Annotated in this window: 10 protein-coding genes; 6 read left to right on the top strand and 4 right to left on the bottom strand. The window is 34.2% G+C overall.

Annotated elements, in window-relative coordinates:
• Window positions 1-114 precede the first annotated feature (114 nt).
• The 3 genes from pheA (at window position 115) to GYY69_RS08795 (ending at window position 3,565) form a co-directional block, all read left to right on the top strand.
• Window positions 115-1,266 (top strand): bifunctional chorismate mutase/prephenate dehydratase, encoded by a 1,152-nt coding sequence (pheA, locus tag GYY69_RS08785; RefSeq protein WP_174797335.1) that lies wholly within the window; start codon window positions 115-117, stop codon window positions 1,264-1,266.
• Window positions 1,267-1,271: 5 nt separating this feature from the next.
• Entirely contained in the window at window positions 1,272-2,315 is a 1,044-nt protein-coding gene (gene mutY, locus GYY69_RS08790) for an A/G-specific adenine glycosylase (protein WP_174797392.1), read from the top strand.
• A gap of 68 nt (window positions 2,316-2,383) precedes the next feature.
• On the top strand, window positions 2,384-3,565 hold the full coding sequence (locus tag GYY69_RS08795) for an MFS transporter (protein WP_174797336.1): 1,182 nt from the start codon (window positions 2,384-2,386) through the stop codon (window positions 3,563-3,565).
• A gap of 42 nt (window positions 3,566-3,607) precedes the next feature.
• Here the strand turns inward: GYY69_RS08795 and GYY69_RS08800 are convergent, their stop codons facing one another.
• Together GYY69_RS08800 and GYY69_RS08805 are read right to left on the bottom strand one after the other, a co-directional pair.
• The gene (locus GYY69_RS08800) at window positions 3,608-4,792 is read right to left on the bottom strand and encodes an FAD-dependent monooxygenase (protein WP_174797337.1); all 1,185 of its coding nucleotides are present in this window, start codon (window positions 4,790-4,792) and stop codon (window positions 3,608-3,610) included.
• 14 nt (window positions 4,793-4,806) lie between these two features.
• Complete coding sequence (locus GYY69_RS08805) at window positions 4,807-4,983, bottom strand: Sec-independent protein translocase subunit TatA (protein WP_065637331.1); 177 nt, start codon at window positions 4,981-4,983, stop codon at window positions 4,807-4,809.
• 627 nt (window positions 4,984-5,610) lie between these two features.
• Here GYY69_RS08805 and GYY69_RS08810 point away from each other — a divergent pair.
• Together GYY69_RS08810 and GYY69_RS08815 are read left to right on the top strand one after the other, a co-directional pair.
• The gene (locus GYY69_RS08810) at window positions 5,611-6,300 is read left to right on the top strand and encodes a LexA family transcriptional regulator (RefSeq protein ID WP_174797338.1); all 690 of its coding nucleotides are present in this window, start codon (window positions 5,611-5,613) and stop codon (window positions 6,298-6,300) included.
• A 253-nt stretch (window positions 6,301-6,553) separates the two neighbouring features.
• A complete protein-coding gene (locus tag GYY69_RS08815; protein ID WP_174797339.1) occupies window positions 6,554-8,389 on the top strand; it encodes an ABC transporter ATP-binding protein in 1,836 nt (611 codons plus the stop codon).
• A gap of 75 nt (window positions 8,390-8,464) precedes the next feature.
• Here the strand turns inward: GYY69_RS08815 and dacB are convergent, their stop codons facing one another.
• Complete coding sequence (dacB, locus tag GYY69_RS08820; RefSeq protein ID WP_174797340.1) at window positions 8,465-9,901, bottom strand: serine-type D-Ala-D-Ala carboxypeptidase; 1,437 nt, start codon at window positions 9,899-9,901, stop codon at window positions 8,465-8,467.
• A 181-nt stretch (window positions 9,902-10,082) separates the two neighbouring features.
• Here dacB and GYY69_RS08825 point away from each other — a divergent pair, with 181 nt between their 5' ends.
• Window positions 10,083-11,108 carry a TerC/Alx family metal homeostasis membrane protein gene (locus tag GYY69_RS08825; RefSeq protein WP_174797341.1) on the top strand — a complete coding sequence of 342 codons (1,026 nt, stop codon included), beginning with the start codon at window positions 10,083-10,085 and terminating at the stop codon, window positions 11,106-11,108.
• Window positions 11,109-11,155: 47 nt separating this feature from the next.
• On the opposite strand, the gene cycA is transcribed toward GYY69_RS08825, so the two are convergent.
• The gene (gene cycA / locus GYY69_RS08830; RefSeq protein ID WP_174797342.1) at window positions 11,156-12,529 is read right to left on the bottom strand and encodes a D-serine/D-alanine/glycine transporter; all 1,374 of its coding nucleotides are present in this window, start codon (window positions 12,527-12,529) and stop codon (window positions 11,156-11,158) included.
• Window positions 12,530-12,643: the final 114 nt, after the last annotated feature.

A 12,643-nucleotide genomic window follows, 5' to 3' on the forward strand; every position in this document is an offset into this window, starting at 1 on the left:
TATCGAGTCTACAGTAGGTATATCTTTATTCTATCATAAAAATAGACTTTGATGGTGTCTTTATTTTTTTGCTTGTTATAATACAAACTATCTTTTTTTAAATATCTAATGAAAATGACAGCAAACCCTTTATTACCTTTACGAGATAAGATTAATGAGCTAGATAAAACGTTGTTAGAACTTATTGCTGAACGACGCAAACTCTCAACACAAGTAATTCATACTAAAATTGATGCGAACATTCCGGTGCGCGATATGGAGCGTGAGCGTTCACTGATAAGATCCTTAATCAATCAAGGCAAAAACTATCATCTTGATGATGTATTTATTAAACGCTTATATCAATTAATTATCGAAGATTCAGTACTATTACAACAAAAAATATTACAAGAAAAGCTTAATCACGGCACTAGTGCCACTGCCAAAGTTGCCTTTTTAGGTCCCAAAGGATCTTATTCACATTCAGCTGCTCGCCGCTATGCTAGCGCTCACTTAGATGAAATGATTGAATTAGGCTGTTCAACCTTTAAAGATATTTTTGAACAAGTCGAAAATGGTGCGGTAGATTATGGCATTTTACCAATAGAAAATTCTAGCTCAGGCTCGATTAATGAGGTTTATGATTTATTGCAAAAAACCAATTTGCACATTATTGGTGAGCTTTCTTTACCTATCGATCATTGCGTTCTCGCTATACCAAATTCACAACTTGAGCAAATTAATACTATTTATAGTCATCCACAACCATTCCAGCAATGCAGTAACTTCCTAGAAAACTACCCTCATTGGAAGATTGTATATTGCGACAGTACCTCATCAGCAATGGAAACTGTTGTTAAATTAAATCAACCTAATGTTGCAGCAATCGGTAATAAAGATGGCGGTGAATTATATGGACTGCAAGTCCTTGAACATAACTTTGCTAATCAAAAAGAAAACATTACGCGTTTTATTGTGTTGGCACGCCAGCCGTTTGAGGTTTCGGATCAAATTCCAGCTAAAACCACAATTTTAATGAAGACTGGCCAACAAGCAGGTGCTTTAGTTGATGCCCTATTAGTATTACGTAATCATAATATCGTCATGACTAAACTTGAGTCGCGTCCAATTCATGGTACACCATGGGAAGAAATGTTTTATATTGATTTGCAAGGCAACATCCATTCTTATGAAATGCAAACAGCACTCAAAGAACTAGCATCAATGACGCTATATACTAAGGTGCTCGGATGCTATCCAAGTGATTCAATTGTTGCGGTAATGTAATGACTATGGCAATGCAACATTTTTCACAAGCGGTACTTAACTGGTATGAACAGTATGGTAGAAAATCACTACCTTGGCAAATCGAAAAAAGCCCTTATCATGTTTGGTTATCAGAAGTCATGTTGCAACAAACTCAAGTTGCAACTGTTATCCCTTACTTTAACCGTTTTATTGAACAATTCCCCAAGGTAACTGACCTAGCAAAAGCTTCAATAGATGATGTATTGCATCTTTGGACAGGTCTTGGCTATTATGCAAGGGCACGTAACTTACATAAAGCAGCCCAAATGATTGCTGAAAAGTTTAATGGTGAATTCCCAACACAATTTGACGATGTCATTGCACTACCCGGCATAGGGCGTTCAACTGCTGGGGCAATTTTATCACTTTCACAAAATCAGCATTATCCCATTTTAGATGGCAATGTAAAACGTGTTTTAACCCGATATTTTGCAGTTGAAGGCTGGCCTGGTATTAAAACTGTTGAAAATAATCTCTGGCAATTGAGTGAGCAAGTTACACCAAAAAATGATGTTGCAAAATTTAATCAAGCCATGATGGATATTGGAGCAACGGTTTGTACTCGCTCTAAACCTAAATGCACTTTATGTCCTTTACATAATCATTGTCTTGCCTATAAAACTGAAAGTTGGCAACAATACCCAACCAAAAAACCTAAAAATACTATTCCTGAAAAAATAGCTTATTTTTTAATGCTTGAATATAACCAAACTATTTGGCTCGAAAAAAGACCTGCGTCTGGCATTTGGGGAGGCCTATATTGTTTACCTCAGTTTTCAAGTAAACAAGCGTTAACTGACTGGTTAAAAAAATACGGAATTGAAACAACAAAACCAAAGCAACTCATTGCCTTTCGCCACACATTTAGCCATTTTCACTTAGATATTATTCCTATCCATTGTGTTATCACTAAATATAAAAAATGTTGGGATGAATCTTGTGGCTATTGGTATAACCTTAAAGCTGACAATGCCAAAATAGGACTAGCAACGCCTATTTATAACTTATTAAAACAAACGACTTACTAACGCTTCTTTATCAGTATCTAGGTTATTTTTCGTATATAATTACCGATTATTTTTAACGATATTCTGTTATGCAAAGCAAACCACATCAAAGTTTATCTAGCTACTTAGTCTTTTTAATGGCATTTGCTATTGGTATTACTATTGCCAGCAATTATTATGCGCAGCCGCTATTACATTCGATTACACATGATCTGCATATAAAAGTAGAAAATGCAGGATCAATCATTATGGCTGCGCAATTTAGTTATGCTGTTGGCTTACTTTTTATCGCACCACTTGGCGATAAATTGGAGCGTAAAAGGCTGATTATTATTTTAATGATATTATCCACTTGTGGACTTATGGTAAGCGCATTATCTCAAAATATAGGCATGCTTATAATAGGCACAGCTATGACAGGGCTATTTTCAACGGTGGCTCAAGTTTTAATTCCTTTTGCCGCTACGCTATCAAAACCAGAGCATCGTGGTAAAATTGTGGGCATGTTAATGAGCGGTATGCTACTAGGTATTTTATTAGGTAGAACCTTTGCTGGCATCATTTCAACAATTGCTGATTGGCATGACGTGTATTGGATTGCAACAGGTATGATGACCATTGTGACGCTATTACTCTGGATTTCTCTACCTAGTTACCGTAGTGATATTAACATTAATTATTTTAAGCTGTTATGGTCGATTGCTTTATTATATAAACAAGAACCAACGCTTAGAATTCGTTCACTATTAGCCATTATATCATTTGCACTATTTTCACTATTATGGACACCGCTTGCCTTTTTGTTAACTAATGCACCATACCACTATTCTGATTTTATTATTGGCTTATTTGGACTTGCTGGTGCGGCTGGGGCAATGGGATCACCAATAGTAGGAAAATTGTCAGACAAAGGCAAAGGTTTTATTGCAACCACTATTGGGTTATGCTTATTACTGTTATCTTGGTTGCCACTCTCGTTAGCCCAATATTCAATTTATGCCTTAATTATTGGCGTGATTTTATTAGATTTTGCCGTACAAGTTACCCACGTCTCAAGTATGAATGCCATTTATCAAATTAGGCCCGAAGCACGCAGCCGAATGAATACAGGTTATATGGTATGTTATTTTATTGGCGGAATGCTAGGATCTGTGGGTTCGACCTATTTATTTAGTCATTACGGATGGATAGCGATAATCATTGCAAGCACGTCTTTGGCAATATTAGGTATCATTTGCTGGCTTTTTTATACTAAAACGCATTCCTATTAGAAACTTTTTGACAAAATCACAGTAATAAAATGTCAACCTAGATCAAATATGCATAGCATATTTGATCAATTGTTTTTTTAATAATGAGCTATGATTAATAGCATTCATACCAATGGTTCTTAATGTCTTTTTCAGCACATTATCACCATTAAACATATCTTGAATAGTTCGCATGGCTGTTAACATAACTAACGTATCTTTACGACGGTTAAACTCAAATGACTTCAAATTATTTACAAGTCCAATATCTTTTTGTGTATCAATTAATTGTTTAATGGTCGAAACTAATAAAGCGGAGTCTTGAAACCCTAAATTGACACCTTGTCCTGCTAAAGGATGAATCGTGTGCGCAGCATCACCAATAAGTACTAGGCGATGTTTAACAAATTGTTTTGCAAAACGCGCTTTTAATGGAAATACCATGCGCGGGTTAATTAATTTGCATTTGCCTACCTTATCGCCTGTTAACGCTGATAATTGATTTGAAAATTCAGATTCACAAAGCGAAGTCAAAATTGCTGCATTATCAGGTTTAGTCGACCAAACTAAGCAACTTTTATATTCATCCCAAAGAGGAAGAAAAGCGATAATCCCATTGGGATAAAATACTTGTCTAGCACAAGATTGATGTGGATACTCAGTTTCAACAGTTGTAATAACAGCATGATGAATATAATCGCGCTCAAAAACAGAAATATTTTCGCATCTACGCACCCAAGAATGAGCACCATCTGCACCTACCATTAATTTAGATTGTAAAACAGTTTTATCAGCAAGCGTCAAAAAGGCAAAGTCATCATTAAATGTACAATCAATGGCTTCACAACTAAAAATATTGATATTGGAGCAATTTAAAGCATATTGGTAAAGATAATGAGAAATGACATTATTTTCGATTATATATCCAAGGTTAGGATAATCATAATCTTTGGCATGAGCAGACAAATGAGCTTGACCATATTTTTCCCATACACCTATTTCGCTAAACTCTTGTACACGTTGACTAGCGCACAAATCATCCCATATACCGATTTGCGAAAAATACCGTTGACTTGCGCCATTAATAGCTGAAGCTCTAATACCAACATCTTCATATGACAAGGATGCATGCTGATGAATTTTAGTATCTATAATTGCAATGTTTAGAGCATATTGACTAAGTGCGCACGCCGTTGCTAAACCCACTAACCCACCACCAACAATTGCTACATCAAAATGAGTATTCATACCTATAAGTACAACTATTTATTATCTAACTTATCATCATTTTTCGATTCAACTTCGTCATCATTCATCGCCTTTTTAAAGCCTTTTAATGCTGAACCCAGATCCGAGCCTAAATTACGTAATTTTTTAGTCCCAAATAATAAAATAACTACGGCCAAAAACACTAAAAGGTGTGGAATGCTAAAAGACATAATCAAATCCTCTCAATAAATATAACGCTCTATTTAGGGTGGGCTTTAAAATAAATTTTATAAAGTGCTCATTATACTCTTTTTATGACGTGATTTCATGAATAGTTAAAGAATAAAAAAAGACCTGTATAAAATTATACAGGCCAACATGAAATATAAGGAATATAAGGAAAGAAAACAATGAAAAATCCTTACCCTGCTTATTATCCATTTTTTTTCGCTTTAGTCAACGTTTTTATTTGTTTTCTAGCTTATTTAACAATTTCACAAGAAACAAACAAATTCAATAAAAACATGATGATATATAAAATTTAACCACTAAAATTCACCTGATAAACATCAAATTTAATAAAAAAAACATTTATAAAACATTAAAATAAGCAAATTTCACAGAAAAATACAAGAATTCGAGCAGAAAAAACAAAAAATAATCGTTTTTTTTAACAACACGATAACTCTTATATTAAAAAACGAAAAACAACATAAAATCGAATATATAAAATTAAAAAAGCACAATTAACATAGAATAAAAACCACTGAATTGATTTTATATACTATTTTCATATACAAAATCACAAAAAAATGCACTATAATTAATGAATTTATGCGAGAAATAATGGATCAAAGATGAATTCAATTAAAAATAATAATGTTAAAACTTTCAAAGATAGATTACACAGCTCAATGCAAGGTTTATCTGTTTCTGCATTCGCGAAAAAATGCGATATGTCAGAAACTGTAATTAGAGATTATCTATCTGGTAAAACGTACCCATCACTTACCCGTTTAGAAGTCATTGCCGAAAAATGTAATGTTTCTTTCAATTGGCTGGCCACTGGGCATAGGCTAGAATTTGTAGATTCTAAAAATGAAGAAGATGTTTACAACGAAAATATTTATCGAATCCCTGTTTATAAAAAACAATTACCAACCAAAGAAGAAGCGCAAAAAGAACGTTTTGTTAGAGAAACACCGCCATTAATGAACTATCCTATTATTGAGGGTTGGGCTAAGCATCGCGGTTTAGATGCTAAAAAATTAATTATATACTGGGCAAAAGGTGATTTAATGTCTCCAGAAATAGAAAACAATAATGGGCTAATTCTAAATACTGAAATAACTGATATTGTTGATGGTGCAATATACCTAATTGAATATGAAGATATTACCTTTTTAAGAAAAGTACGTTTAACACTCGATGGGTGGTTGTTAATTTGTAATAATAGTCAGAATCCAACTATTGAAGTTTCTAAGATAGATTTTCATAAATACCATATTGTTGGGCGTGTGGTGCTTATTATTAAAGACATTTTTTAATACAACTAATCGCTATATATTAACTTTCAAGATATAATCCAAAAGCGAGGAAATATAAAACATTTTATTTCCTCACTAACTTCTTTGATATTGATAAATTTAGCAATAACAATTATATAGCTAAGTAATGCTTATTTAAATTTCATATAAAATTTGAGTGTAAAAATACTTTATAGCTATTTGCACTCACCCCATTTTTCTATATCATTGACAATATAATCAAAGAAAACCTTATTATTAATTAGGTCTAAATATGTATCAATTCTTCGAAAAATTGGTGTCATCTTATCCGAAAGATGAACCAGAGCCTATGGCTAAAAACTTTTTTAGTTTCATATGGCAATCAACTAAAGGAACTCGTTTATTTCTACTGTTATTAATTATTTTTAGTGCATTAGGTGGAGTTTTTGAAGCCTTTTTATATGCAGCTCTTGGTAAAGTCATTGATTGGCTTGCAGTTGTTGAACCTAGCAAATTTTGGCAACAAGAAAAAACAACATTAGTTTTATTAGCCTTAATCATCTTAGCAAGTACCATTATCATTGGACTACAAACGATTATTAAACACCAGTGCTTAGCTGGGAATTTTCCAATGCGAATGCGTTGGAACCTACATCGACTAGTACTTAATCAAAGTATGCGCTTTTTTCAAGATGAATTTGCGGGAAGAATATCAGCAAAAGTCATGCAAACGTCACTAGCAGTTCGTGATACTTGCTTTTTAGTGGCGGATATTTTCATCTATGTCCTAATTTCGTTTATTACTATGGCAACAATCATTGGGAAATTAGATATTTGGTTATTAATACCATTTATGAGCTGGTGTCTACTTTATGGTATTGCCATGTATTATTTTATTCCCCGATTAAGTAAAGTTGCAAGTATGCAGGCTGATGCTCGTTCTACAATGACAGGACGAGTAACCGATGCCTATACTAACATTATGACAGTAAAACTATTTTCTCATGCAGGCAATGAGGCAAAATATGCCCAAGAATCAATGGATGAGTTTTTAGTTACTGTTAATAAACAAATGCGCCTAGTGAGTAGTTTTGAAATTGTTAATCACTTATTGTCTATTTCGTTAGTACTAAGTACCACAGGCGTTGCACTTTGGTTATGGACGGATCAATTAATTGGCGTTGGCGCAATTGCAACAACAACGGCTGTTGCACTTCGTTTAAATGGTTTTTCACATTGGATCATGTGGGAAATAGCAGCTCTATTTGAAAATATTGGGGTTGTTAAAGATGGTATTAATACTTTTTCAGCAACTAAAACGGTTGTTGATCAACCCAATGCAACGTCGCTTGATGTTACTCAAGGTAAAATCGAATTTAAACATATTCATTTTACATATGACAAGAAGCAGCATCATTCAGTCATTGAAAATTTAGATTTAACAATTAAATCAGGTGAAAAAATCGGACTAGTTGGTCGTTCAGGGGCAGGTAAATCAACACTTATCAATTTATTGCTTCGCTTTTACGATTTACAAAGTGGCAAGATTGTTATTGACGGTCAAGATATTACCACTGTAAGTCAAGAAAGCCTGCGCGCGCAAATTGGTATGGTGACACAAGATACTTCATTATTGCATCGAACAGTAAGAGAAAACTTGCTCTATGGTAACAATCACGCAACCGAAGAACAAATGATTGAAGCAGCTCAAAAGGCACATGCTGATAACTTTATTCAAACGCTTGTTGATGCAAGAGGTCGAACTGGTTATGACGCATTTGTCGGTGAGCGAGGCATAAAATTATCCGGTGGACAAAGGCAGCGTATTGCAATTGCTCGCGTTATTCTTAAAAATGCCCCTATATTATTATTAGATGAAGCAACAAGTGCGTTGGATTCTGAAATAGAGCAAGCCATTCAAGAAAGCCTATACTCTTTAATGGAGGGAAAAACCGTTATAGCCATTGCTCACCGGTTATCAACTATTGCAGCAATGGATAGGTTGGTTGTACTTGATCAAGGTAAAATCATTGAACAAGGAACACACCAAGAATTACTCAAGAAAAATGGATTATATGCACAGCTTTGGAAACATCAAAGTGGTGGATTTTTAGGAAATAATCTTTAATTTAATACATTTTACTGACAATAAATCAGGACACATATTTCATTTTCATATCAAACCTATGTGTCCTTTTAGTCCTTAATTAATGAAATTTTTATAAAACTCTGATTCAAATCGCATAATTGCACTATTTTTTGGCTCATTTTGCCTATCGGCGTGGTAACCCGATATTAACTGTACAAAAGCCACATATCTACCATCAGACTTTTGGATAAATCCAGCTAAATTATAACATCCTTGAATATAACCTGTTTTGGCTCGTATTGTCTCTTTAAAAGGTGCTTGGTTAAAACTCTTACGATTTTGCAATGTACCATCAATCCCGGCAATTGGTAACATTTCAATAATCCTTAATTGCGTATTATGGGCAGCAATGTATTGCAAAATTTCCATTAATTTGTCAGCACTCACCAAGTTTAATCGAGATAAACCAGAACCATCAGCAATAACTAAGTTTTCAAGGTTAATACCTGCTTTTTTGCGTAAAATTTGCTTAACAGCATCACCACCATTACGCCATGTACCTTGAACATTATAATAATGAGCACCTAAAGTTCTAAAAATAGCATCTGCATATAAATTATTCGATTTTTTAAGCATCACGGTTAACAGTTCAGAAAGTGGTGCTGACTGATTAGAAGCTAACAAAGACAACTGTTCACTAGTCCTCTGATTGCGTTCAAAGAGTGATCCGGTATAAGTGATTTTTTGTTGCTTAAGTTCATTTTTAAAAATAGTAGAAAAATATTCAACACCATCAATTACCGCAAATTTTAGCGGCGTTTTATCAGAACTTGAGGCAATACACCCTGATAGATAATAACGATTTTTATCTAAATAGCTTACATCTAATTCACAATACTTATCATTGAGATTTTTACTGTTTTTTGCGATCGTTTTCACATCACCTGTCACAACAACAGGAATATTCGATGACTTAGAAATAGAGGCTTTCGCTCCTACTTTACCTGGGGTCAATGTTGCATAGAAACAATTATCATCAATAATCACTGCAGATGGTGGAGCATTGTAACAAGCTGTTAGATTATTCCATGACCACCCCTGAGCTTTGTCATGACTTGTAAATATTGAAGTATCGAGAATTACATTTCCTGCAATTTTTTCAATACCTTTTTGACGTAGCTCTGCAATCATATTTTTTAATTGTGCGCGAGTAAAAGTAGGATCGCCACTAAACTGAATAATCAGATCACCATTTAACTGTCTATTACTAACCGTGCCATTAGTTTGCATGCGCGTTATAAATCGGAAATCACTCCCTAATTCAAGCTCAGCTGCCAAAGCGGTTATTACTTTTTGAGTACTTGCAGGTTGTTTAAACTGATCACTTTTATATTTTGCTAATGTCTTAGGATTACTTCCTACAGACTGAATCAAAATGGATAAATCACTTCCTTTAGGTAAAGAAGATACGTAAGGTTCCACTGATTGTGCATGTAATAACCCTGAAAAAAGAGGAAGAAAAAAGAAAATAATTACCCTAAATTTTATCATGAATGTTGGCTCAAAAAGTTATTAAATTAAAACAGTTAAACGAGACCTGCAAATATAACTTTTTTTGATTTAGCTAGCAATATATACTCAATCACTTTTATAATTATGATCTATTTAATAATTCAGCATAACAAGAAACAAAATTCACTCCATATAGCATTTAATACTAGGTAATATAATTATGATTCAAGACTCATTAGGTTTTCCAATAGAAACTATATTGGTATTTATTGGGCTAGCCCTAGCCGCAATTATTATTGATTTATATGCTCACCATAACGATAAACCAATTAGTTTAAGCAATGCCATTGTTTGGTCTCTATTTTGGATAATGGTTGCCCTGGGGTTTGCGCTATACTTGTACCTTCATCATGGCAGTGCTATAGCCAGCTTATTTATTACAGGTTATGTCCTTGAAAAAGCATTATCGGTCGATAATTTGTTTGTGATTATGGCTATTTTTTCGTGGTTTGCAGTACCTAATAATTATCGTCATCGCTTACTTTATTGGGGAGTTATTGGTGCTATTATATTTCGCGCCATTTTTGTCGTAATTGGTACAGGTTTGTTATATTTGGGGCCGTGGATGGAATTTGTATTTTCAATCTTGGTGGCTTGCACAGGAATAATGATGTTGAAAAATCAAGACAATGACCAAGATATCAAAGATTACTCAAATCACTTTGCGTTTCGCATAGCCAAACGTATTTTTCCATCTTATCCCAAAGTTGTCGGCCATCACTTTTTATTATCTCAAAAACAACTTGATACAGAACTTACTAAACCTGAAAACAAAAATTTAGTCGATAAAATACCTAAAAGCAGGTTTTATGCTACACCGCTATTTTTATGTATTATTGTAATTGAACTCAGTGACGTTATGTTTGCCTTTGATTCTGTTCCTGCAGTGATTGCTGTCAGCCAAGAGCCACTAATCGTCTATAGTGCCATGATCTTTGCTATTTTAGGCCTTAGAACGATGTACTTTATTTTACAAGCCATGAAACAGTATTTAGTTCACCTTAGTAAGGCTGTTATCTGCTTACTCTTTTTTATTGCCGGAAAATTAGCTTTAAATGCAAGCAACCATTTATTGGGATATGGTGTTGATATCGATCCAACCACAAGTCTCTATATCGTTTTAGGTATACTTGCTTTGGGTATTATTGCCAGTATTATCTGGCCAGAAAAAAATAAATCTCAGTAACTGCAGTAATGATATTGGCAGGGTTCCCTGCCATTTTGAGTTTAGATTCATTGGCGTTTTAAAGAGCGAATAAAATAGCTCACACCTAAAATAGCAAACCAAATAGGTGTGGCTACTAATGCTTGGCGGGTATCAGCCTCGAAAGTAAGTAACACAATCATGAAAGCAAAAAAAGCTAAACAGACACCGCACATCAAAATCCCGCCAGGCATTTTAAATTGAGATTGTTCATGCAAGTTTAATTTTTTACGACGATAAGCAATATAAGAAATAAGAATCATCGACCAAATAAACATAAATAAAATAGCGGAAATTGTGGTTACTATGGTAAAGGCCTCCATAACATCAGGCACTAAATAAATCAAAACCACACCACCAAATAAACAAGCACACGAAAATACTAAACCATTCGCTGGCACTGAACGACTTGATAATTTACCAAAAGGTTCTGGCGCATCTTGTTTTTTAGCAAGTCCAAATAGCATTCTACTTGTTGAGTAAATACCGCTATTAGCTGAAGATGCTGCTGATGTCAGTACTACAAAATTAATAATACTTGCGGCAGCTGGCAAACCAATTAAAGTAAATAATTCAACAAACGGACTTTTATTTGGAGAAATTAACGTCCACGGTGTGACACTCATAATAATAATTAAAGCAAAAACATAGAAAAAAATAATACGTGCTGGCACGGAGTTAATAGCACGAGGTAAATTTTTGCTCGGATCAACTGTTTCTGCAGCGGTTGTACCAACTAATTCAATTCCCACAAAAGCAAAAATGGCAATTTGAAATCCAGCAAAAAAACCCATAGTACCATGAGGAAAAAAACCACCGTATTGCCATAGATTTGAAAATGTAGCTGTGGTATCAGTTTGTTCAGAATGGAAAGCCGTTACAATAAGCATGAGTCCAATACCAATCAGAGCTAAAATTGCAACAATCTTAATCATTGAAAACCAAAACTCTGTCTCACCAAACATTTTTACAGTTAACAGGTTTAAGGTTAATAGTAAGACAACCGTTAATAACATTGGTATCCAAGATTGTAATTCTGGGAACCAATGTTGAGCATAACCAGCAATTGCGATAACATCCGCAACACCTGTAACCACCCAACAAAACCAATAAGTCCAACCAGTAAAAAAACCCGCCCAAGGGCCTAAAAGGTCGTTGGCAAAATCACTAAAAGACTTGTACTTCAAATTAGAAAGCAGAATTTCCCCCATCGCGCGCATAACAAAAAAAAGGATAAAACCAATAATCATATACACAAAAATAATAGAAGGTCCAGCAAGGCTAATTGTTTTTCCTGAGCCCATAAATAAGCCAGTGCCAATTGCGCCACTGATTGCAATTAATTGAATATGACGATTAGAAAGGTTTCGCTTTAGATCATGCTTTGAGGATGTAATGCTCATCGCTTTTATTACCTTTAGTTTTCAAAATGTTCTAATATTTCTTTTATTATAGGACTATAAAGTCTCCAACGTTAAATCGCAAGCTGAATCTTTATGAAAAATTTTTATGGTTAC

Source organism: Gilliamella sp. ESL0250, from assembly GCF_013345045.1.
Classification (GTDB): Bacteria; Pseudomonadota; Gammaproteobacteria; order Enterobacterales; family Orbaceae; genus Gilliamella; species Gilliamella apicola_H.

Coding starts and splice junctions, on each gene's coding strand:
- pheA (WP_174797335.1), top strand. CDS start 115: ATGACAGCAAACCCTTTATTACCTTTACGAGATAAGATTAATGAGCTA.
- mutY (WP_174797392.1), top strand. CDS start 1,272: ATGGCAATGCAACATTTTTCACAAGCGGTACTTAACTGGTATGAACAG.
- GYY69_RS08795 (WP_174797336.1), top strand. CDS start 2,384: ATGCAAAGCAAACCACATCAAAGTTTATCTAGCTACTTAGTCTTTTTA.
- GYY69_RS08800 (WP_174797337.1), bottom strand. CDS start 4,792: ATGAATACTCATTTTGATGTAGCAATTGTTGGTGGTGGGTTAGTGGGT.
- GYY69_RS08805 (WP_065637331.1), bottom strand. CDS start 4,983: ATGTCTTTTAGCATTCCACACCTTTTAGTGTTTTTGGCCGTAGTTATT.
- GYY69_RS08810 (WP_174797338.1), top strand. CDS start 5,611: ATGAATTCAATTAAAAATAATAATGTTAAAACTTTCAAAGATAGATTA.
- GYY69_RS08815 (WP_174797339.1), top strand. CDS start 6,554: ATGTATCAATTCTTCGAAAAATTGGTGTCATCTTATCCGAAAGATGAA.
- dacB (WP_174797340.1), bottom strand. CDS start 9,901: ATGATAAAATTTAGGGTAATTATTTTCTTTTTTCTTCCTCTTTTTTCA.
- GYY69_RS08825 (WP_174797341.1), top strand. CDS start 10,083: ATGATTCAAGACTCATTAGGTTTTCCAATAGAAACTATATTGGTATTT.
- cycA (WP_174797342.1), bottom strand. CDS start 12,529: ATGAGCATTACATCCTCAAAGCATGATCTAAAGCGAAACCTTTCTAAT.